The sequence below is a fragment of the Pseudomonas cremoricolorata genome (assembly GCF_000759535.1).
Classification (GTDB): Bacteria; Pseudomonadota; Gammaproteobacteria; order Pseudomonadales; family Pseudomonadaceae; genus Aquipseudomonas; species Aquipseudomonas cremoricolorata_A.
In genome coordinates this window covers 4411194-4431587 of record NZ_CP009455.1, presented here as the reverse complement: position 1 = coordinate 4431587, position 20394 = coordinate 4411194, and the positions used below count along the sequence as shown (strand labels likewise).

The window sequence follows — 20394 nt, the reverse complement described above, 5'->3', positions numbered from 1 at the left end:
GCGCAACTGTTACAGGCCCCCCACGCCCCCTGTTCAGTGCATCAGTGCGCCGACTGAGCGATCAACTGCCGCAACACGTAATGCAGAATCCCCCCCGCCTTGAAGTACTCCACCTCATTCAGCGTATCGATCCGGCACAAGACTTCCAGCTCTTCGCTGTTGCCATCCTCCCGGGTGATGCGCAGGGTCAATGGCATGGCCGGGCGGATCTGTGCGTCGGTCAGGCCGAGGATGTCGATGCGCTCGTGGCCGGTCAGGCCTAGGCTCTTGCGGTCGGCGCCAGCGCGGAACTGCAAGGGCAGCACGCCCATGCCCACCAGGTTGGAGCGGTGAATGCGCTCGAAGCTCTCGGCCAGCACCGCTTTCACACCGAGCAGGTTGGTGCCCTTGGCGGCCCAGTCGCGGCTGGAGCCGGTGCCGTACTCCTGGCCGGCGATCACCACCAGTGGGGTGCCGGCCTGCTGGTAGCGCATGGCGGCATCGTAGATCGACAGCCGCTCGCCGCTGGGGACGTGGATGGTGTTGCCGCCTTCTTCGCCGCCGAGCATTTCGTTGCGGATACGGATGTTGGCGAAGGTGCCGCGCATCATCACTTCGTGGTTGCCCCGGCGCGAGCCGTAGGAGTTGAAGTCTCGCGGCTCGACGCCTTTTTCCCGCAGGTAGCGGCCTGCCGGGCTGTCGGCCTTGATATTGCCGGCCGGGGAGATGTGGTCGGTGGTCACCGAGTCGCCGAGCAGCGCGAGAATGTTGGCGCCGTGAATGTCTTTGATCGTTGGCAGCGGCCCGCCAATGTCGTCGAAGAACGGTGGGTGCTGGATGTAGGTGGAGTCGTCCTGCCACACGTAGGTCGCCGCCTTGGGTACTTCGATGGCTTGCCACTGCGCGTCGCCCTTGAACACTTCGGCGTACTCCTTGTGGAACATCTCGGTGCTGACCTTGGCCACGGCATCGGCGACCTCTTGCTGGCTCGGCCAGATGTCCTTGAGGTACACCGGCTGGCCGTGCTTGTCGGTGCCCAGGGCATCGCGTGACAGGTCCGTGCGCACGCTGCCGGCCAGGGCGTAGGCCACCACCAAGGGTGGCGAGGCCAGCCAGTTGGTCTTGACCAGCGGGTGCACACGCCCTTCGAAGTTGCGGTTGCCGGAAAGCACCGAGGCGACGGTCAGGTCACTGCTGGTGATGGCCGACTCAATGTCTTCGTTGAGCGGGCCGGAGTTGCCGATGCAGGTGGTGCAGCCATAGCCGACCAGGTCGAAGCCCAGTTGGTCGAGGTAGGGTGTCAGGCCTGCGGCAGCGAAGTACTCGGTGACCACCTTGGAGCCTGGGGCCAGCGAGCTCTTCACCCAGGGCTTACGTTGCAGGCCACGCTCGACGGCGTTCTTCGCCAGCAGGCCGGCGGCCATCATCACGCTGGGGTTGGAGGTGTTGGTGCACGAAGTGATCGCGGCGATCACCACCGCGCCGTCACGCAGGGCAGGCGAGGCGCTGTCGTCTTCATCGGGGTAAGTGCCAGCCTGGTCAGCGTTACCCACCGCAACGCCACCGCCGCCTTCACTTTCCAGGCGGCCGACTTCCTTGCCGGCGGCTTTGGGTTGCAGCTCCATGAAGCCGTCGAAGGTCTTGCTGACGTCTTCCAGGGCCACACGGTCTTGCGGGCGCTTTGGCCCGGCCAGGCTGGCGCCGACCTCGTTCATGTCCAGGGCCAGGCTGTCGCTGAACAGCGGCTCCTGGCCGGGCTCGCGCCACAGGCCCTGAGCCTTGCAGTATTGCTCGACCAACTGCACGGTGGCATCCGGGCGGCCCGACAGGCGCAGGTAATCCAGGGTCACCTCATCGACCGGGAAGAAACCGCAGGTGGCGCCGTATTCCGGGGCCATGTTGGCCAGGGTGGCGCGGTCGGCAAGCGGCAGTTGCGCCAGGCCGTCGCCATAGAATTCGACGAACTTACCCACCACGCCTTTCTTGCGCAGCATCTGCGTCACGGTCAACACCAGGTCGGTGGCGGTGATGCCTTCGCGCAGCTTGCCGGTGAGCTTGAAGCCGATCACTTCGGGAATCAGCATCGACACCGGCTGGCCGAGCATGGCCGCCTCCGCCTCGATACCGCCCACGCCCCAGCCCAGTACGCCCAGGCCATTGATCATGGTGGTGTGCGAGTCGGTGCCGACCAGGGTGTCGGGGAAGGCATAGGTGCGGCCGTCTTCTTCGCGGGTCCACACCGTCCGGCCCAGGTATTCCAGGTTGACCTGGTGGCAGATGCCGGTGCCTGGCGGCACGACGCTGAAGTTGTCGAACGCGTCCTGGCCCCAGCGCAGGAAGGCGTAGCGCTCGCCATTGCGCTGCATCTCGATGTCAACGTTCTGCTCGAAGGCCTCAAGGCTTGCGTAGTGATCGACCATCACCGAGTGGTCGATGACCAGGTCGACCGGCGACAGCGGGTTGATGCGCTGCGGGTCGCCACCGGCCTTGGCCATGGCGGCGCGCATGGCGGCCAGGTCGACCACTGCCGGCACCCCGGTGAAGTCCTGCATCAGCACGCGCGCGGGGCGGTACTGGATCTCGCGGTCCGAACGGCGTTCCTGCAACCACTGCACCAGGGCCTTGATGTCGTCGGCGCTGACGGTTTCGTTGTCTTCCCAGCGCAGCAGGTTTTCCAGCAGCACTTTCAGCGACATGGGCAGCTTTTGCAGGTCGCCGAGCTGGCGCGCGGCGTCGGGCAGGCTGTAGTAGTGGTAGGTCTTACCTGCGACGTCGAGGGTCTTCAGGGTCTTCAGGCTATCGAGCGAGGGCATTGCCAACTCCTTCTGCGCCGGTGCCCGGCAATCATGCGAAGGTTGCCGGTGTCACCTCGGTATGACGGCCCGCACGGTACGGGCCTGGCTGAAACGTAAGGCCAGGGCTCGCCCGGCCGACTCTCTTCTGGACCGGCGGGGCGTGTCGCTGGTTCCGATCTTCCTTTATCATTCGCCGCCTTGCCGGCGCTACCTTGCGCTGGCGCAAGGTTGGCGCGCACTGCGCCAGCGCCGTGGAGTGAGACATGAGTACCCTGTTGATGCATTGCCGGCCCGGCTTCGAGGGCGAGGTTTGCGCTGAACTCAGCGAGCACGCTGCACGCCTGGGCGTGGCCGGTTATGCCAAGGCCAAGCCGCACAGCGCCTGCGCCGAATTCGTCTGCAGCGAAGACGGCGGCAGTGAGCGACTGATGGCCGAGCTGCGTTTCAGCGAGTTGATCTTCCCGCGCCAGTGGGCCCGTGGTGAGTTCGTCGAGCTGCCGGAAACCGATCGCATCAGCGTGCTGCTGGCGCACCTGGCCGAGCTGCCGGTGTTCGGCAGCCTGTGGCTGGAGGTGCTCGACAGCAACGACGGCAAGGAACTGTCGACCTTCTGCCGCAAGTTTGAAGGGCCGCTGCGCAAGGCCCTGGAGAAGGCCGGGCGACTGGTCGATGACGCCGCCAGGCCACGCCTGTTGCTGACCTTCATCAGTGGTCGTCGGGTGTTCGTCGGCCTGGCCGACCAGGACAACTCGGCGCTGTGGCCAATGGGCATTCCGCGCTTGAAATTCCCCCGCGAAGCGCCCAGCCGCTCGACCCTCAAGCTGGAAGAAGCCTGGCATCAGTTCATTCCTCGCGAGCAGTGGCCGGCGCGCCTGGGCGACGACATGACCGGGGTCGATCTGGGCGCTTCGCCCGGTGGCTGGACCTACCAATTGGTCAAGCGCGGCATGCTGGTCACCGCCATCGACAACGGCCCGATGGCCGAAAGCCTGATGGACACCGGCCTGGTGCAGCACCTGATGGCCGATGGCTTTACCTGGAAGCCCAGGCAGCGGGTCGACTGGATGGTCTGCGACATCGTCGAGAAGCCAGCGCGCAGTACTGCGCTGATCGAGACCTGGCTGGGCGAAGGGCTGTGCCGCGAGGCCATCGTCAACCTCAAGCTGCCGATGAAACAGCGCTACCCGGAGGTGCGCCGCCTGCTCGAACGCATGCAGGCGACCTTCAAGGCGCGCCAGGTACGCGTGTCGATTGCCTGCAAGCAGCTCTACCACGACCGCGAGGAGGTCACCTGCCACCTGCGCCGGCTTGACCTTAGCGCACGCTGACCCCCATTGATCTGCCACGGAGCCTGACATGACTGACCTCACCCCGGACGCGGTGCTCGACGCCAGCGGCCTGAACTGCCCGGAGCCGGTGATGATGCTGCACCAGCACGTGCGCGACCTGGCCGCCGGCGGCCTGCTCAAGGTGATCGCCACCGATCCCTCGACCCGCCGCGACATCCCCAAGTTCTGCGTGTTTCTTGGCCATGATCTGGTCGAGCAGCAGGAGCAGGCGGGCACCTACCTGTACTGGATCCGCAAGAACGCCGGTTGACCCGGCTGGAAGCCTTACCGCCGAGCGCCTACACTGCGCACCCCGATAAGGAGTGCGCCATGCTGATAGTTGCCGATGAAAACATCCCCCTGCTCGATGCCTTTTTCGCAGGGCTCGGCGAAATCCGCCGCTATCCGGGGCGCGCCATCGATGCGGCCTGCGTCAAGGATGCCGACGTGCTGCTGGTGCGCTCGGTGACTCGCGTCGACCGGCAACTGCTCGAAGGCAGCCGCGTGCGCTTCGTCGGCACCTGCACCATCGGCACCGACCACCTGCAACTCGACTACCTCGCCGAAGCCGGCATCCACTGGCGCAGCGCTCCGGGCTGCAACGCCCGCGGTGTGGTCGATTATGTGCTCGGCAGCCTGCTGACGCTTGCCGAGCTGGAAGGCGTAGCGCTATCGCAGCGTGTGTATGGGGTGGTGGGCGCCGGTGAAGTGGGGGGGCGTCTGGTGCGCGTGCTGCACGGCCTGGGCTGGCGCGTGCTGGTGTGCGACCCGGTGCGCGAGGCGCAGGAAGGCGGCGACTTCGTCAGCCTGGAAACCATTCTTGCCCAATGCGATGTGATCAGCCTGCACACCCCCTTGCAGCGCGATGGCGAGCACCCCACCTGGCACCTGCTCGGCGCGGCGGAACTGGCGCAGTTGCGCCCCGGCAGCTGGCTGATCAATGCGGCCCGCGGGCCGATCGTCGACAACCAGGCGCTGCGCGCGTTGCTTGCTGAGCGCGATGATGTACACGCGGTGCTCGATGTCTGGGAAGGCGAGCCTGAAGTGAACCTGCAACTGGCCGACCTGTGCACCCTGGCGACCCCGCACATCGCCGGCTACAGCCTCGATGGCCGCCAGCGCGGCACGGCGCAGATCTACCAGGCGTTGTGCCAATGGCGCGGCATCGCGCCCACTGTACGCCTGGCCGATCTGCTGCCGCCGGTAGCGCTGGCCAAGCTTGAGTTCGCCGCCAGCGCCGAGCTGGACTGGGCCTTGGCCACGCTGTGCCGCGTGGTGTACGACCCACGCCGCGATGACGCCGATTTTCGCCGTAGCCTGAGCAGCGACACCGCTGCGCAGCGCGCCGCCTTCGACCGCCTGCGCAAACACTATCCGCCACGCCGGGAAATCGAAGGCTTGCACGTGCGTGTGCAGGGCGAGGCGCCGCAGTTGGCGCAGATGGTCAGTGCGTTGGGCGCGGTGTTGGTCTGAGGGCGCGGTCACGTTGCAGGAGGTTGATGGTAGACCGGCCCTTCGCGGGCGGTCCGCCGCTGCGGTTTACCCGCGAAGGGCCGGATGAAACTTACGCCCCAACGCCTGCCGTCACGCTCTTGCGGCTCTGCTCCAGAGCCTGGCAGGCCTGCTGAATCATCTGCTCGGTGATCGGCACTTCACGGCCCTGGGCATCGATGATCGAGCCGCAGGGCTGCTGGGGAGCCTGGGTATGGGGTTTTTGCGGGTCGTGGCTGTGCTCAGTGCTCATGTCCTGTCTCCTCTTCAGGTGCTGGCTCACGGTAATCCGAAGGCATGACGTCGGTGTGTCGGCTTCGGGTCAGATTGACGACGACAGTGCACCAGAGATGCTGGCCGATGGCTAGTCGCCGATTAGACCGAATGGGCATAGCGCCATCACTGGCCATTACCCCTGTGCATCGTCACCAGACTGTGCGACGTCGCCGCGGCTGCTCGAGTTCCGTCAAACCGCTCGGCGTCAACGACAGAGGTTTGCCCCTGCCACAGTGGTAGGCTGCACGTCCTTTGCCCCGGATCGACCCACGCCATGTCACAGACTGCTTCCGCACTCCCTCCGCGCGCCCTGGGTCTGGCCTGGCGCTTCATTCGCCCGTATCGGCGTCAGGTGTTGCTGGCGCTGCTGGCACTGGTGCTCACCGCGCTGGTCACGCTGTCGATGGGCCAGGGCGTGCGGCTGCTGGTCGATCACGGTTTCATGACCGGCTCGGCCGAGCAGCTCAACCGCACCTTGGGCCTGTTCCTGCTGCTGGTGCTGGCCCTGGCGCTCGGCACCTTCAGCCGCTTTTATCTGGTGTCGTGGATCGGCGAGCGGTGCGTCGCCGACATCCGCCGCGCGGTGTTCGATCATCTGCTGACCCTGCACCCAGGCTTTTTCGAAGACAACCGCAGCTCGGAAATCCAGTCGCGGCTGACCGCCGACACCACCTTGCTGCAGTCGGTGATCGGCTCGTCGCTGTCGATGTTCCTGCGCAATGCCTTGATGGTGGTGGGCGGCGTGGTGCTGCTGTTCATCACCAACGTCAAGCTCACCAGCATCGTGGTGCTGGCCCTGCCGCTGGTGCTGGCGCCGATCCTGCTGATGGGCCGGCGTGCGCGCAGTCTGTCGCGGCAAAGCCAGGACCGCATCGCCGATGTCGGCAGCTATGTGGCCGAGACCCTGGGCCAGATCAAGACCGTGCAGGCCTACAATCACCAGCCGCGCGACCGCGCGTTGTTCGCAGACACCGTGGAAGCAGCGTTCGAGGTGGCGCGCCTGCGCATCCGCCAACGCGCCTGGCTGATCACCCTGGTGATCGTGCTGGTGTTGGGCGCAGTGGGGGTGATGCTGTGGGTCGGCGGCATGGACGTGATTGCCGGACGCATGTCGGCCGGCGATCTGGCCGCGTTCGTGTTCTACAGCCTGATCGTCGGCAGCGCGGTGGGCACCCTCAGTGAAGTGCTCGGTGAATTGCAGCGAGCGGCAGGCGCGGCGCAGCGTATCGCTGAACTGCTGGCAGCGCGCCCGGCCATCGTCGCCCCAGCGCTGCCCGCCGAGCTGCCCAGGGCGGTTGGCCTGATCGAGCTGCAAGGGCTGCATTTCGCCTACCCGTCGCGGCCGCAGCAGGCGGCCATCGACGGGCTCGACCTACGGATAGAGCCGGGTCAGACCCTGGCCCTGGTCGGCCCCTCGGGGGCGGGTAAGTCGACGCTGTTCGACCTGTTGCTGCGTTTCTATGACCCGCAACAAGGACGCATCCTGCTCGACGGCCAGCCCATCGCACACCTCGACCCGGCAACCCTACGCAGCCAGTTCGCCCTGGTGGCGCAGCAACCTGCGCTGTTTCGCGGCACCGTCGAGGCCAATCTGCGCTATGGCCGTCCCGAGGCCAGCTTCGAACAGGTCGAGGCCGCAGCGCGCAGTGCCCACGCCCATGAGTTCATCGAGCGCCTGCCGCTGGGGTATCAGACCTTGATAGGCGAGGGCGGCGCGGGGCTGTCGGGCGGACAGCGTCAACGCCTGGCGATTGCCCGCGCCTTGCTGGTAGATGCGCCGATTCTGCTGCTCGACGAGGCCACCAGTGCTCTGGATGCGCAGAGCGAATACCTGGTGCAGCAGGCGCTGCCGACCTTGATGGCTGGGCGCACCACCCTGGTGATCGCCCATCGCCTGGCCACGGTGCAGCATGCCGAGCGTATTGCCGTAATGGATCAAGGGCGGGTGGTGGCGGTGGGTACGCATGCGCAACTGATCGAAACCAGCCCGCTGTATGCGCGGTTGGCGGCCTTGCAGTTCGGCGCTCGGGAGTTGTGAGCGGGCAACAAAAAACCCGCACTGGGCGGGTTTTTTGTGAGGATTTGGTCGGAGAGACAGGATTCGAACCTGCGGCCTTCTCGTCCCGAACGAGACGCGCTACCTGGCTGCGCTACACTCCGATGAAGGAAATCCTACTGTATCGCCTTTTGGCACGCAAGCCCTTGTTGTAAATAAGGTTGTTGTGCGAAAAGGCGTCGGATCAGAGCTCCTTGACGGTGCGGATCTGATCCTTGTTCAGGCGAGTGCGCTTGCCGTCGAGCTGCTCGAATTCGTAGAAGCCGGAGTCTTCATCGTACTTGGGCGTGTCGACCGCCTGAATCTCGCGGCCATCGTTCAGGGTGATGACGCTTGGCGATGCGCAGCCGGCAAGGGCGCCCATGCCCAGGGCAAGCAGGAAGGCGGGAAGGGTCCGCTTGATCATCGTGTTTCTCCACATCGAGGGTGCTAGGTGTCCGTCAGACGCATGAGGTCTACGCAAGTTCCTTGCACAGTGCAGCACAGTCGCGAGGTTCTTTCCAGGTCAATGGTTCGTGGGGCCCGCTGTGATATAACCACGGCAACATTTCCTCTGTGATGGACCCCCATGAAAGCCAAGGCAGATACCCCTTTCGTGCCGCTGAACATCGCCGTGCTGACGGTCAGCGACACCCGCACCCTGGACACCGATACTTCCGGCCAGACCTTCGTCGACCGTCTCACCTCCGCCGGCCATAACCTGGCTGCGCGGGTGCTGCTCAAGGACGACCTGTACAAGATTCGCGCCCAGGTCGCCACCTGGATCGCCGAGGACACCGTACAGGTGGTGCTGATCACCGGCGGCACCGGTTTCACTGGCCGCGACAGCACTCCTGAGGCGGTTGCCTGCCTGCTGGACAAACAGGTCGACGGCTTCGGCGAGCTGTTCCGACAGATTTCCGTACCCGATATCGGCACCTCGACCGTGCAATCGCGCGCTCTGGCGGGGCTGGCCAATGGCACCCTGGTGTGTTGCCTGCCTGGCTCGACCAATGCGGTGCGTACAGGTTGGGACGGCATCCTCGCCGAGCAGCTCGACGCCCGTCACCGTCCGTGCAATTTCGTCCCGCACCTCAAGCAGGCTGCGCCGTGTGAAAGCCGTGGCTGAGGCGAGCCAGAGCCGGCCATTGATGCCGGTCGAACAAGCCCTTGCGCAGTTGCTGAGCCTGGCCGATGCCAAGCCGATCCGCGAAGTCGAGCAGGTGGCCCTGGCCGACGCCGATGGCCGGGTGCTGGCCCAAGACCTGGTGTCGAGCATCGACCTGCCGCCATGGCCCAACAGCGCCATGGACGGCTATGCGTTACGTCTCGCCGACTGGCAGGGCGAGCCGCTGGCGGTCAGCCAGCGTATTTTCGCAGGCCACGCCCCCGAACCGCTACAGCCTGGGACGTGCGCGCGCATTTTCACCGGCGCGCCGCTGCCGGCGGGTGCCGACTGCGTCGAGATGCAGGAGAACGTCGAGGTGCTGGCCGACGGCAAGGTGCGCTTTCTGGAAAGCCTTACGCCTGAGCAGAACGTGCGTCCGCAAGGTCAGGAGGCGCGGATTGGCGATCAGGTGCTGGCCGCTGGCGCACGGCTTGGCCCAATCGAACTGGGTCTGGTCGCGACCCTCGGTCATGGTCACGTGCCAGTCATTCGGCGCGCGCGGGTCGCTGTGCTGTCCACTGGCGATGAACTGGTCGAGCCCGGCCAGCCGCTGGCCGCGGGGCAGATCTACAACAGCAACCGACGATTGCTGGTGAGTTGGTTGCAGCGCATGGGTTGTGAGGTCACCGATGCCGGCATTCTGGCCGATGACCTGGAGCTGACTCGCCAGTGCCTGGCACGTCTGGGTGATGTCGACTTGATCCTCTCCACCGGTGGGGTGTCGGTGGGCGAGGCGGACTATCTGGGCATGGCCTTGCGCGAGGCCGGCGAGCTGTCACTGTGGAAACTGGCCATCAAGCCCGGCAAGCCGCTGACCTTTGGGCATTTTCGCGGCGTGCCGGTGATCGGCCTGCCGGGCAATCCGGCCTCGACCCTGGTCACCTTCGGCTTGTTGGCCCGGCCCTACCTGCTGCGCCGCCTGGGGGTGAGCAGGCTTGAGCCGCTGCGCGTGCAGATGCCTGCGGCGTTCGCTTGGAACAAGGTCGGCAGCCGCCGCGAATACCTGCGTGCGCGCATCGAACAGGGCCGGGTGCAGATCTACAAGAACCAGAGCTCCGGCGTGCTGCGCAGCGCGGCCTGGGCAGATGGTCTGGTCGAGGTGCTTGAAGGCACCACGCCGCAGCCCGGCGATGCGGTGAGTTTCATTCCCTTCAGCGAGCTGCTCGATTGAGGGCCGGGGCGGCCGCTTGACCATCCCTTGCAGGTAGGCCGCCACAGCTTTTTTCGCCGTAACCTCCTTCGCCATGCAGCAAATCGCCCTTGCGCAGTGTCGAGATTGCCGTAGTACTCACCAACGGAGAAGCGCAATGCAGCAGCGCAAGGCAATGCTGATTTTGCATGGCAAACAGGCCATGAACGACGATGTGCGCAGCGCCGTGGCCCACTGCCGCAAGCGTGGCTGGACCTTGGATGTACGCCTGACCTGGGAAGGCGGCGATGCCGCGAGGCTGGTCGACGAGGCTTTGCAGGCAGGCTACGGCACGCTGATTGCCGGCGGTGGTGACGGCACCTTGCGCGATATCGCCGAGGCCATGGGCAAGGCGGCCACGCAAGCCAGCCTGGTGCTGCTGCCGTTGGGCACTGCCAACGACTTCGCCCGCGCCGCCGGCGTGCCGCTGGATCCGTCCCAGGCCCTGGCACTGCTCGACCAGCCCGCGCGGCCCATCGACCTGGGCAAGGTCGGTGAGCAGTGGTTCCTCAACATGGCCACCGGAGGCTTCGGCAGCCAAGTGACGGCCAATACCTCGGAAGACTTGAAGAAAGTGCTCGGCGGCGCGGCGTACCTGTTCACCGGGTTGAGCCGCTTCAGTGAGTTGCAGGCCGCCTCTGTGGAACTGCACGGCCCTGATTTCCACTGGCAGGGCGACCTGCTGGCGCTGGGCATCGGCAATGGGCGCCAGGCTGGCGGCGGCCATGAATTGTGCCCCGAGGCCCTGGCCGATGACGGCCTGCTGGAGGTGAGCATCCTGCCGGCGCCCCAGGACATGGTCGGCGCCTTGCGTGAACTGCTCGGCGGTGGCGGCTTGTATGTGCGTGCACGGCTGCCGTGGGTCGAGATCAAGAGCGCCAAGGGCCTGGACGTCAACCTCGACGGCGAACCGCTGCAGGGCGACAACCTGCGTTTCGAGGCGCAGCCTGGGGCGATCAACGTGCACCTGCCGGCCAACTCGCCGCTGCTCAGTCGTCGAGGTTGATGATCTTCTCGCGCACCGCGTACAGCACCAGGCCTGCGACATCGAAGATATGCAGGCGCTTCATGATCTGGGCGCGGTGAGTTTCTACGGTCTTGATCGATAGGCCCAGACCCGTGGCGATTTCCCGGGTCGACTTGCCGCGCACGATCAGCCGCAGAATCTCCAGTTGCCGGGCGGTGAGGCTGCGCCGCTCGCTGAGGTCCGGGCTGCGCTGCAAGGCTTGGTTGATCACCGTGTGGGCGATGGCCGGGCTGAGGTAGCGTTCGTTGTTGCGCAGGGCCAGTAACGCCTGTTCCAGCTCGCTGGCGCTGGTGTCCTTGAGCAGGTAGCCGTGGGCGCCGGCGTGCAGGGCGCGCATGATGGTCTGCGGATCGGTGTGCATCGACAGAATCAGCACCTTGCACGGGGCGCCGGCGTCGCGCAGTTGCGCCATGGCGTCCAGGCCACTGGTCGAGCGCATCGACAGATCCAGCAGGACGATATCGGCGGCCACCTGTTCGACCAATGCCAGCAGCTGGTGGCCGTCTTCGGCTTCGCCGACCACCTGGTAGCCAGGCAGGTCCGCGATCAACGCGCGGACCCCGGCGCGAATCAGCGAGTGGTCGTCGACCAGCAGCAGTCTACAGGCCATTGCTGACGGGTGTCCTGGCGCGTGGGTGGGTGCGCGGTGGCCACGGCAGCCGAGCTTCTATCCGCGTGCCTTGCCCCGGCTGGCTGGAGAGGCTGAAAGTGCCTTGCAGGGCCTGCGCACGCTCCTGCATGCCTGCCAACCCACGCTGCCCAAGCAGCTGCGGATCGGCGCCAGGGTCGAAGCCGACGCCGTCGTCTTCGATGCGCAGCAGCAGGCCTTCTTCGCTGCGCCGCAGCTCGATGTGCAGGTTGTTGGCATGGGCGTGGCGCAGCAGGTTGGTCACCGCTTCCTGGGTGATGCGAAAGGCCGCCATGCTGATGGCCGTCGGCACGCCGTCCAGGCGCTGCGGGCAATGCAGGGTCCAGCGCACCGGGCTTGCCTGCAGGGTTCGCAGCAGGTGCGCGCGCAGGCTCGCCTCCAGGCCCAGGCTGAGCAGTTGCCGCGGGTTGAGCAGGCAGGTGACGTCGCGCACGTGGGTGAGGGTTTGTTCCAGGGTGCCGCGCAGGGTCAGGGCATGCGGTTTGAGTTCGCCGGGCAGGCGCCGCCGCAGCCAATCGAGCTGCAAGGTGGCGGCGGTGAGCAACTGGCCGATATCGTCATGCAGCTCGCGACTCAGATGCTGACGCTCGCCTTCCTGGACCATCAGCATGCGCTGCGCCAGCTCCTCGGGCAGCAGGCTGATCGCGCGGCGTCGTTGCTGCAACAGCCCGAGCACCGCCAGCAGCGCCAGACCCTGCAACAGCAACACCTCGCCAGGCAAGGCCTGCGCACGTTCCCAGTAGTACAGGTTGGCTGCCAATGACGCCGTGCACAAAAGGCCAGTGACCCGGCGTAACAAAGCGCTGCGCTGACACGGGCGGGAACGGGGCTTGGCACATGACGGCATAGTCAGAGAGATCGCTAATGAGGACGGGACGTTCGGCGGATGGCATCGGCAGCGCGCCGCAATGCAGTATGGGTGGGGTCAGGAATAATTGATTGGGCGCATGTTATCACTTCGGGTTGGTTTGGTCGCGGCGCCCCCGAAGTGGCGCCGCGCCCAGTATTTACGGGGCACCGGCAGGATTCGACCAAGGCCAATTGCCAGTATTTATGCAGCGTTCAAGTTGCAGCGTAACAACGATAGTTAAGAGGGGTTAGTTGTCGCGTTTAATCACCTCTGCGCCTGGCAAGTTGCAACTTAGTCTGGCTGGGAGTGCCCCCCGCCCTGCGTGCAGGGCGTGCCGCAGTCGGCGCTGGCGATCAGGCGTTGCTGCGCATCCAGCGCGCCGGCCAGGTCGTGGAGCAGGCGCAGTTGTTCCTGTTCGTCGAGGTCGATGCGGCCGGTCGAGGGGTCGAGCAATTCCAGCTGCCAGGCCAGCAGGTCAAGGCAGGCCTGGGTGCGCAGCAACAGTACTTCGCTCAGGCGCGGCGCCTGACACGCCAACGACAGCAGGTAGCGCAGTGGCTCGGCATAGCGGGTGAGTTCGTCGACCCCGGCCAGCGCTGCGCGTCTTGCCAGCGCGCTGAGCGCCTGTTGCAGGCAATGGCAGGCATCGGCATCGTCGTCGATCAGCTGCAGGTGCGCCATGCAGTCTTCGGCAGTGGCCAGCAGACGCCGGGCATCGGCAAGAAACGGCCGCAGGGTGGCGGTGTCGGACGGGCGCTGATCCATGCTCAATGGCCCGGACCACGCGCGGCGGCTGCCGCGCCTTCGAACACTAGTGGCAACAAAGCCTGACTCCTTCCATGCAGTGCGAAGGGCATCACATTAATGGGTAATGGATAGCGCGAATATCAGGTTCGACCCGGTATGGGGTAAGGGTTTCCCCGATGGTCAAGGCGGCGAGCCGCCTGGGCCGGGGCTTGCGTTGGCATGGATGAAGGGTGCGGCCAGTCCTTGCAGTGCTATTGAAGTGATATCATTGCCGTTACCCAGGCTGCGCGTTCCCATCAAGTTAACGCGCATGACGCCGATACAGGGCCAATGACATTTTTCACCTCAGGGGCAGGGCAATGGCGGGCATTCTCGACACGGTAGATCAACGCACGCAACTGGTGGGCGAGAACCGCCTGGAAATTCTCATGTTCCGCCTGGCCGGCCGGCAGTTGTTCGCGATCAACGTGTTCAAGGTTCAGGAAGTGCTGCAACTGCCCAAACTGACCCTCATGCCGCAGCGCCACGCATTCGTCTGTGGCGTGGTCAACCTGCGTGGGCAGACCCTGCCGGTTATCGACCTGTCCCAGGCCATTGGCATGCGCCCGCTGCAGCCAGGCCCGGACAGCACGATCATCGTCACCGAGTACAACCGCTCGGTGCAGGCGTTCCTGGTCGGTGGCGTCGAGCGCATCGTCAACCTCAACTGGGAATCGATCATGCCGCCGCCGACCAGCGCCGGACGTCAGCACTACCTGACCGCCATCACTAAGGTCGACGAGCAGTTGGTCGAGGTAATCGATGTCGAGAAGGTGTTGGCCGAGATCGTGCCGTACAACGCCAAGGTCTCGCGCGAGAAGCTCGACGATCCGTTGCTGGCCAAGGCCCGTGGCCGCGAAATTCTGCTGGTGGACGACTCCAGTGTGGCCCTGGCGCAGTTGCGCGACACCCTGACCCAGCTCGACGTCAAACTGCACGTCGCCAGCGACGGCCTCAAGGCCTTGCGCATGCTCAAGGCCTGGGCCGATGCCGGTGAGGACATCTGCGAGAAGCTGCTGATGGTCTTCACCGATGCCGAAATGCCAGAAATGGACGGCTACCGCCTGACCACCGAAATCCGCAACGATCCGCGCCTGCGTGGCCTGTATGTGGTGCTGCACACCTCGCTGTCGGGCAGCTTCAACGAATCGATGGTGAAGAAGGTCGGTTGCGACAACTTCCTCTCCAAGTTCCAGCCCGATCGCCTGGTCGAGGTGGTGCGCCATCGCCTGTCGCTGGATGTCGCCGAGGCCTGAGCGGTATAAGCTGAGCGTTTGCTGAGCCAGGAGGCGGTAGCCCCATGCTGTTGAGTGCGTTGTATCGGTATCCGTTGAAGTCAGGTCAGGCCCAGACACTGGCCGAGTCCTCGGTCGACGCCTTGGGCCTGACCGGCGATCGCCGCTGGATGGTGGTGCGCGCCGACAACGGCCAGTTCCTCACCCAGCGTGCCTGGCCGCAGATGACCCAGATCGGCGCGTTGCATCTGCCAGATGGCAGCCTGCGGCTCGAAGCGCCAGGCTTCGCTTCGCTGAACGTACCCGTGCCGGCGGCGGACGATGCGCTGCGCGGGGTGACGATCTGGCGCGACACCTTGCAGGTGCCCGATGCCGGTGATGCCGCTGCCGACTGGCTCAGCGCACTGCTCGGCAAACCCCTGCGCCTGGTGCACTGCCCGGCGCACAGGGCGCGCTATCTGCCCAATGGCTATGGCCTGAACAGCGACCGTGCGACGTTCCCCGATGGCTTCCCCTTGCTGTTGATCGGCCAAGGCTCGCTGGATGAACTCAATCGCCGCATCGGTCGGCCTATGGAGATGCTGCGCTTTCGCCCCAACCTGGTGGTCGAGGGCGCCGAGCCCTTCGCCGAAGACCGCTGGCGGCGCATCCGCATCGGCGACATCACCTTGCGTCTGCTCAAGCCCAGCGTGCGCTGCATCCTCACCACACTCGACCCCGCCACCGGCCAGCGCAGCCCCGACAAGGAGCCGCTGCTGACCCTCAAGACCTTCCGCAGCCGCGACGGCGATGTGGTGTTCGGACAGAACCTGGCCGCCGATGGTGAAGGCGTGCTCAAGGTGGGTATGTCGGTCGAGGTGCTGGAGTAAGCGCTAGAGAAACGCGAACTTGGCGATGAAAATCACGCACAGCACCCACAGGCTCGCGGAAATCTCCCGGTGCCGGCCGGTGCCCGCCTTGAGCGCCACGTAGCTGATGAAGCCCAGCGCGATGCCGTCGGCCACCGAGAAGGTCAGCGGCATCATGATCAGCGTGACGATCGCCGGGATGCAGTCGGTGGCCTCGTCCCAGTTGATGTGCGCCATGCTGCCCATCATCAGCATCGCCACGTAGATCAGCGCGCCGGCCGTGGCGTAGGCGGGAATCATCCCGGCCAGCGGGGCGAAGAACATCGCCGCGACGAACAGCAGCCCGACCACCACCGCCGTCAGCCCCGTGCGTCCACCGGCAGCGACCCCGGCGGCGCTTTCCACGTAGCTGGTCACCGGCGGCACCCCGACCGCGGCGCCGAACACGCTGGATGCGCTGTCGGCCTTGAGCGCGCGGGAAAGGTGTTCGATGCGTCCATCGGCCTTGACCAGGTTGGCCCGTTGCGCCACGCCCATGAGCGTGCCGGCGGTGTCGAACATATGCACGAAGAGAAACGCCAGCACCACGCTGATCATGCTGACGTTGAACACCCCGGCCAGGTCCATGGCCAGCCAGGTCGGCGCCAGGCTCGGTGGCAGCGAGAACACCCCGCCGTACTGCACCAGGCCCAAGCCCCAGCCAATCAGCGTGACGCTGACGATGCTGATGAGAATCGCGCCGAACACCCGGTGATAGCTGAGGATGGCGATCAGCAGGAAGCACAGCGCGGCCAGCAGCGGCGCCGGTTCGTGCAGTGAGCCGAGCTTGATCAAGGTGGCCGGGCTGGCGACGATGATGCCGGCGGTCTTCAGCCCGATCACCCCGAGAAACAGCCCGACCCCGGCGCCCATGGCGTGGCGCAGGCTCAGTGGGATGCTGTTGAGCAGCCATTCGCGCACCCGCGACAGGGTCAGGATCATGAACAGCACCCCGGAAATGAACACCGCGCCCAAGGCGGTCTGCCAGCTGTAGCCCATGGTGCCGACCACGGTGTAGGTGAAGAAGGCGTTCAGGCCCATGCCTGGCGCCAGGCCCACTGGCCAGTTGGCGTACAGGCCCATCAGTAGGCAGCCTAACGCTGCCGCGATGCAGGTGGCGACGAACGCCGCCCCATGGTCGATGCCCGCATCGGCCATGATGTTGGGGTTGACGAAGATGATGTAGGCCATGGTGATGAAGGTGGTCATGCCGGCGATCAGTTCGGTTTTGACCGTGGTGCCATGGCGCTGCAGGTTGAACAGTCGTTCCAGCCAGCCGCTGGCAGGTGCAGGGGTGCGGTCGACGGCGGGCGCTTCGGGTTTTTGGCGTTCCACAGCGAGTACTCCTCGAATCGTTCTTGTTGTTCGGAGCGCAGTCACGCCTGGTGCAAGGCGGCCTGTGAGTGGGGCGCGACGGCCTGTCTATTTGTTGACCGTGAGGTCAGGAAGTCGCTCGCTGGATTATGCGTTTGTGTACAAAGAATGCAAATAATGTTTTCTTTTCTGTGTTCAACGGTTGCCGTACAACTGCTGAACAAGCCATTGGCGCACTGCAGAAACGCCAGAGCCTGTGTACAATGAGCGCATACTTTCGCCCATCATCACCATCCGGTCCTGCCAGGCCCTCCTGCGGCGTCACAAGCGCCAGGAATGCGCCGGCCGATCCTCTTCACCGAGAGCCCATGAACGAACAGCTGCAACCTCTGAAAAAACCTGTGCGCGCCAACAAGGTCGGTCGCAGTGGTACCCAGGACGACATCGTCTACGCGCATATCTTCGAGGCCATCCTCGAGCAGCGCCTGGCGCCGGGCACCAAGCTCAGCGAAGAAGCGCTGGGCGAGATTTTCGGGGTCAGCCGCACCATCATCCGCCGCGCGCTCTCGCGTCTTGCCCATGAAAGCGTGGTGCTGCTGCGGCCCAACCGCGGCGCGGTGGTGGCCAGCCCTACTGTGGAAGAGGCGCGCCAGGTGTTCTTCTCGCGGCGCATGGTCGAGCGCGCCATCACCGAACTGGCGGTGCAGCACGCCACCGCCGAACAGCTCAGCGAACTGCGCCAGATGGTGCGTGAGGAACGCGACAGTTTTTCGCGGGGTGATCGCGGCGCGGGCATTCGCCTGTCAGGCGAGTTTCACCTCAAGCTGGCCGAGGCGGCCGGCAATGCGCCGCTGGTGAGCTTCCAGCGCAGCCTGGTGTCGCAGACCTCGCTGATCATCGCTCAGTACGAAAGCGGCAACCGCTCGCACTGCTCGTACGACGAGCACATGCAACTGATCGACGCCATCGAGGCCGGTGATGCGCAGCAGGCAGTGAGCCTGATGATGCATCACATGGATCACATCGACAGCAAGCTCAACCTCGACGAAGAAAGCGCCTCCGACGACCTCCACGCCGTGTTTTCCCACCTGCTGAAAAAGCCCAAGCCGACGGCTGCCGGGTAGTCGTGCAGGCGCGACTTCGGTCGCGATGGGCCGCTAAGCGACCCCAATCGCTGCCGCCCGCTCCTGCACGCTCGACGCCACCGATCGCCTCAACGCCGATGCACCGAGCGCCCGGCTGCGAAGGTTTCGCGCACGGTACGGTCGTCGCCCAAGGTAGCAAGTACGAACAGGGTTTCCTCGATGCTGGTGGACTGCTGCAGGCGGTAGTCGAGCAGCGGGGTGGCCTTGTAGTCGAGGACCACGAAGTCGGCGTCGTTGCCGGGGCGCAGGCTACCGATGCGGTCGTCCAGGCGCAGGGCGCGAGCGCCGCCCAGGGTGGCCAGGTACAGCGACTTGAACGGGTGCAGCGGCGCGCCCTGTAGCTGCATGACCTTGTAGGCCTCGTTCAAGGTGTTGAGCAGGGAAAAACTGGTGCCGGCGCCTACGTCGGTGCCCAGCCCGACATTGACCTTGAAGCGCTCGGCCTGGGGCAGGTTGAACAGCCCGCTGCCCAGGAACAGGTTCGAAGTCGGGCAGAACGCCACCGCTGAGCCGGTCTCGGCCAGGCGCTGGCATTCCTGGTCGCACAAGTGCACGCCATGGGCGAACACCGAGCGCTCACCGAGCAGCTCGAAGTCGTCATACACATCCAGATAGCCGCTGCGCTCAGGGAACAGCTGCTTGACCCAGTCGATTTCCTTGAGGTTTTCCGACAGGTGCGTGTGCAGGTAGACGCCTGGGTGCTCCTTGAGCAGTCGGCCGGCCGCAGCCAGTTGTTCGGGGGTGCTGGTGGGCGCGAAGCGCGGCGTCACCGCGTAGTGCAGGCGGCCCTTGCCATGCCAGCGTTCGATCAGCGCCTTGCTGTCCCGGTAGCCCGATTCGGCCGTGTCGGTGAGGTAGTCCGGGGCGTTGCGGTCCATCATCACCTTGCCGGCGATCAGGCGCAGATCGAGGCGCTCGGCCTGCTCGAACAGGGCGTTGACCGATTCAGGGTGCACGCTGCCGAACACCAGCGCGGTGGTGGTGCCGTTGCGCAGCAGTTCATCGATGAACAGTTTGGCGACCTGGTCGGCATGGGCCTTGTCGGCGAACTGCCGCTCGCAGGGGAAGGTGTAGGTATTGAGCCAGTCCAGCAGTTGCTCGCCGTAGGAGCCGATCATGCCGGTCTGCGGGAAATGGATGTGGGTGTCAATGAAGCCTGGGGTGATCAGCGCATCCTGGTAGTGCACCACCTCGATGTCGGCGGCCAGCGTCGGCAACAGCTCGCTGGCATGGCCCACGGCGTTGATGCGGCCCTGGTCGATGACCAACAGGCCATCTTCGAAATACTCATGGGAAGCCTGCACGCCGACCTCGGCAGGGTCGGCGATGCTGTGCAGGATGGCGGCGCGGTAGGCTTTGCGGGTAACGGTCATGTCAGGCTCGTCAAAGGGGCGTGGCTGCGCCGTGAAGGCGGCAGCAACTGGGCAATGGGGCCAGCGTTGCAGGCAGCGTCGTGCTGACCGAAACGGGCGTTGTAGGTGGCAATGATTTCCGCGGCGATGGACACGGCGATCTCGATCGGCAGCTTGCCCTTGACCTCGGCCAGGCCCATCGGGCAGCGCATGCGCGCCAGCTGCGGGTCGGCAAAGCCGCGCTGGCGCAGGCGATGCTCGAACTTGACCCGTTTGCTGCGCGAGCCGATCAGACCGAACCAGGTGAAATCATTGCGCTTGAGAATCGCTGCGGTCAGCTCCAGGTCCAGCGCGTGGTTGTGGGTCATGACGATGCAGTAGCACCCCGCCGGCAGCGTGGCGACCTCGTCGAGTGGGTCGTCGCTGACGATGTGCTGCACACCGTCAGGCATCTGCGCGGGGAATTCTTCAGCTCGCGAATCGATCCAGCGCACCCGGCACGGCAACGCGGCGAGCAAGGGTACCAGAGCGCGGCCGACATGGCCTGCGCCGAACACGGCAATCTGTGCCTGCACGCTGATCATCGGCTCGAACAACAGCACCGTGGCACCGCCGCAGCACTGGCCGAGGCTGGCGCCGAGGCTGAAGCGCTCCAGGTGTGGCGCACTGCGGCCCTCGGCCAGCAGCTGCCGGGCGATATGCAGGGCCTTGTATTCCAGATGGCCGCCGCCGATGGTGTCGAACAGCGCGCTGGCACTGACCACCATCTTCGAGCCGGCATTGCGCGGGGTCGAGCCGCGCTCTTCGATGATGGTCACCAGCACGCACGGCTCACCACGGCGCTGGTGGTCGGCGAGGGCGTTTATCCAGGTGTGCATGGGCTCGTTC

Annotated in this window: 19 protein-coding genes and 1 tRNA gene; 10 read left to right on the top strand and 10 right to left on the bottom strand. The window is 65.3% G+C overall.

What is annotated here, in order from left to right:
• Positions 1–41: 41 nt before the first annotated feature.
• Positions 42–2792, bottom strand: a complete 2751-nt coding sequence (gene acnA, locus LK03_RS19955) for an aconitate hydratase AcnA (protein ID WP_038414274.1) — start codon at positions 2790–2792, stop codon at positions 42–44.
• Between the two features lie 245 nt (positions 2793–3037).
• Between acnA and rlmM the strand changes: the two genes are divergently transcribed.
• Genes rlmM through pdxB form a run of 3 tightly spaced genes read left to right on the top strand, consistent with a single transcriptional unit; the run spans position 3038 to position 5575 of the window.
• On the top strand, positions 3038–4102 hold the full coding sequence (gene rlmM, locus LK03_RS19950; RefSeq protein WP_038414273.1) for a 23S rRNA (cytidine(2498)-2'-O)-methyltransferase RlmM: 1065 nt from the start codon (positions 3038–3040) through the stop codon (positions 4100–4102).
• Between the two features lie 28 nt (positions 4103–4130).
• Positions 4131–4373 carry a sulfurtransferase TusA gene (gene tusA / locus LK03_RS19945; protein ID WP_038414272.1) on the top strand — a complete coding sequence of 81 codons (243 nt, stop codon included), beginning with the start codon at positions 4131–4133 and terminating at the stop codon, positions 4371–4373.
• Positions 4374–4432: 59 nt separating this feature from the next.
• The gene (pdxB, locus tag LK03_RS19940) at positions 4433–5575 is read left to right on the top strand and encodes a 4-phosphoerythronate dehydrogenase PdxB (protein ID WP_038414271.1); all 1143 of its coding nucleotides are present in this window, start codon (positions 4433–4435) and stop codon (positions 5573–5575) included.
• 91 nt (positions 5576–5666) lie between these two features.
• Here the strand turns inward: pdxB and LK03_RS19935 are convergent, their stop codons facing one another.
• Positions 5667–5846 carry a PA1571 family protein gene (locus tag LK03_RS19935; protein ID WP_038414270.1) on the bottom strand — a complete coding sequence of 60 codons (180 nt, stop codon included), beginning with the start codon at positions 5844–5846 and terminating at the stop codon, positions 5667–5669.
• Positions 5847–6143: 297 nt separating this feature from the next.
• Here LK03_RS19935 and LK03_RS19930 point away from each other — a divergent pair, with 297 nt between their 5' ends.
• Complete coding sequence (locus LK03_RS19930) at positions 6144–7907, top strand: ABC transporter transmembrane domain-containing protein (RefSeq protein WP_038414269.1); 1764 nt, start codon at positions 6144–6146, stop codon at positions 7905–7907.
• A gap of 45 nt (positions 7908–7952) precedes the next feature.
• On the opposite strand, the gene LK03_RS19925 is transcribed toward LK03_RS19930, so the two are convergent.
• Positions 7953–8029: transfer RNA gene (locus LK03_RS19925), tRNA-Pro, on the bottom strand.
• Positions 8030–8109: 80 nt separating this feature from the next.
• Entirely contained in the window at positions 8110–8331 is a 222-nt protein-coding gene (locus tag LK03_RS19920) for a YgdI/YgdR family lipoprotein (protein ID WP_028693818.1), read from the bottom strand.
• A 162-nt stretch (positions 8332–8493) separates the two neighbouring features.
• On the opposite strand from LK03_RS19920, the gene moaB reads away from it, so the two are divergent.
• From moaB to yegS, 3 genes are all read left to right on the top strand, one after another.
• The gene (gene moaB, locus LK03_RS19915) at positions 8494–9033 is read left to right on the top strand and encodes a molybdenum cofactor biosynthesis protein B (RefSeq protein WP_038414268.1); all 540 of its coding nucleotides are present in this window, start codon (positions 8494–8496) and stop codon (positions 9031–9033) included.
• Positions 9017–10243, top strand: coding sequence for a molybdopterin molybdotransferase MoeA (locus LK03_RS19910; RefSeq protein WP_240478630.1), 1227 nt, complete (start codon positions 9017–9019; stop codon positions 10241–10243). The genes moaB and LK03_RS19910 overlap by 17 nt, the downstream gene beginning before the upstream one ends.
• 136 nt (positions 10244–10379) lie before the next feature.
• On the top strand, positions 10380–11267 hold the full coding sequence (yegS, locus tag LK03_RS19905; RefSeq protein WP_038414267.1) for a lipid kinase YegS: 888 nt from the start codon (positions 10380–10382) through the stop codon (positions 11265–11267).
• Here the strand turns inward: yegS and LK03_RS19900 are convergent.
• The 3 genes from LK03_RS19900 to LK03_RS19890 form a co-directional block, all read right to left on the bottom strand.
• On the bottom strand, positions 11251–11898 hold the full coding sequence (locus tag LK03_RS19900; RefSeq protein ID WP_038414266.1) for a response regulator: 648 nt from the start codon (positions 11896–11898) through the stop codon (positions 11251–11253). The genes yegS and LK03_RS19900 overlap by 17 nt on opposite strands.
• Entirely contained in the window at positions 11888–12784 is an 897-nt protein-coding gene (locus LK03_RS19895) for a sensor histidine kinase (RefSeq protein WP_038414265.1), read from the bottom strand. Before LK03_RS19895 ends, LK03_RS19900 begins: the two co-directional genes overlap by 11 nt.
• 294 nt (positions 12785–13078) lie before the next feature.
• Positions 13079–13552 (bottom strand): hypothetical protein, encoded by a 474-nt coding sequence (locus tag LK03_RS19890; protein ID WP_049870572.1) that lies wholly within the window; start codon positions 13550–13552, stop codon positions 13079–13081.
• A 341-nt stretch (positions 13553–13893) separates the two neighbouring features.
• Here LK03_RS19890 and LK03_RS19885 point away from each other — a divergent pair, with 341 nt between their 5' ends.
• Together LK03_RS19885 and LK03_RS19880 are read left to right on the top strand one after the other, a co-directional pair.
• Positions 13894–14829, top strand: coding sequence for a chemotaxis protein CheV (locus LK03_RS19885; protein ID WP_028693812.1), 936 nt, complete (start codon positions 13894–13896; stop codon positions 14827–14829).
• A gap of 44 nt (positions 14830–14873) precedes the next feature.
• A complete protein-coding gene (locus tag LK03_RS19880; protein ID WP_038414264.1) occupies positions 14874–15677 on the top strand; it encodes an MOSC domain-containing protein in 804 nt (267 codons plus the stop codon).
• 3 nt (positions 15678–15680) lie between these two features.
• Here the strand turns inward: LK03_RS19880 and LK03_RS19875 are convergent, their stop codons facing one another.
• The gene (locus tag LK03_RS19875) at positions 15681–17030 is read right to left on the bottom strand and encodes an NCS2 family permease (protein WP_038414263.1); all 1350 of its coding nucleotides are present in this window, start codon (positions 17028–17030) and stop codon (positions 15681–15683) included.
• Positions 17031–17377: 347 nt separating this feature from the next.
• Here LK03_RS19875 and LK03_RS19870 point away from each other — a divergent pair, with 347 nt between their 5' ends.
• Positions 17378–18133 carry a GntR family transcriptional regulator gene (locus LK03_RS19870; protein ID WP_038414262.1) on the top strand — a complete coding sequence of 252 codons (756 nt, stop codon included), beginning with the start codon at positions 17378–17380 and terminating at the stop codon, positions 18131–18133.
• Between the two features lie 89 nt (positions 18134–18222).
• Here the strand turns inward: LK03_RS19870 and guaD are convergent, their stop codons facing one another.
• Positions 18223–19527 (bottom strand): guanine deaminase, encoded by a 1305-nt coding sequence (guaD, locus tag LK03_RS19865; protein WP_038414261.1) that lies wholly within the window; start codon positions 19525–19527, stop codon positions 18223–18225.
• The gene (gene xdhC / locus LK03_RS19860; RefSeq protein WP_038414260.1) at positions 19524–20384 is read right to left on the bottom strand and encodes a xanthine dehydrogenase accessory protein XdhC; all 861 of its coding nucleotides are present in this window, start codon (positions 20382–20384) and stop codon (positions 19524–19526) included. The genes guaD and xdhC overlap by 4 nt, the downstream gene beginning before the upstream one ends.
• Between the last annotated feature and the right edge of the window lie 10 nt (positions 20385–20394).

Excerpts from the sequence above, each read along its gene's own strand:
- LK03_RS19870 (WP_038414262.1), top strand. The coding sequence starts at position 17,378 with ATGAACGAACAGCTGCAACCTCTGAAAAAACCTGTGCGCGCCAACAAG.
- acnA (WP_038414274.1), bottom strand. The coding sequence starts at position 2,792 with ATGCCCTCGCTCGATAGCCTGAAGACCCTGAAGACCCTCGACGTCGCA.
- yegS (WP_038414267.1), top strand. The coding sequence starts at position 10,380 with ATGCAGCAGCGCAAGGCAATGCTGATTTTGCATGGCAAACAGGCCATG.
- guaD (WP_038414261.1), bottom strand. The coding sequence starts at position 19,527 with ATGACCGTTACCCGCAAAGCCTACCGCGCCGCCATCCTGCACAGCATC.
- LK03_RS19930 (WP_038414269.1), top strand. The coding sequence starts at position 6,144 with ATGTCACAGACTGCTTCCGCACTCCCTCCGCGCGCCCTGGGTCTGGCC.
- LK03_RS19880 (WP_038414264.1), top strand. The coding sequence starts at position 14,874 with ATGCTGTTGAGTGCGTTGTATCGGTATCCGTTGAAGTCAGGTCAGGCC.
- LK03_RS19900 (WP_038414266.1), bottom strand. The coding sequence starts at position 11,898 with ATGGCCTGTAGACTGCTGCTGGTCGACGACCACTCGCTGATTCGCGCC.
- LK03_RS19885 (WP_028693812.1), top strand. The coding sequence starts at position 13,894 with ATGGCGGGCATTCTCGACACGGTAGATCAACGCACGCAACTGGTGGGC.
- xdhC (WP_038414260.1), bottom strand. The coding sequence starts at position 20,384 with ATGCACACCTGGATAAACGCCCTCGCCGACCACCAGCGCCGTGGTGAG.
- tusA (WP_038414272.1), top strand. The coding sequence starts at position 4,131 with ATGACTGACCTCACCCCGGACGCGGTGCTCGACGCCAGCGGCCTGAAC.
- pdxB (WP_038414271.1), top strand. The coding sequence starts at position 4,433 with ATGCTGATAGTTGCCGATGAAAACATCCCCCTGCTCGATGCCTTTTTC.
- LK03_RS19895 (WP_038414265.1), bottom strand. The coding sequence starts at position 12,784 with ATGCCGTCATGTGCCAAGCCCCGTTCCCGCCCGTGTCAGCGCAGCGCT.
- moaB (WP_038414268.1), top strand. The coding sequence starts at position 8,494 with ATGAAAGCCAAGGCAGATACCCCTTTCGTGCCGCTGAACATCGCCGTG.
- LK03_RS19935 (WP_038414270.1), bottom strand. The coding sequence starts at position 5,846 with ATGAGCACTGAGCACAGCCACGACCCGCAAAAACCCCATACCCAGGCT.
- rlmM (WP_038414273.1), top strand. The coding sequence starts at position 3,038 with ATGAGTACCCTGTTGATGCATTGCCGGCCCGGCTTCGAGGGCGAGGTT.
- LK03_RS19890 (WP_049870572.1), bottom strand. The coding sequence starts at position 13,552 with ATGGATCAGCGCCCGTCCGACACCGCCACCCTGCGGCCGTTTCTTGCC.
- LK03_RS19920 (WP_028693818.1), bottom strand. The coding sequence starts at position 8,331 with ATGATCAAGCGGACCCTTCCCGCCTTCCTGCTTGCCCTGGGCATGGGC.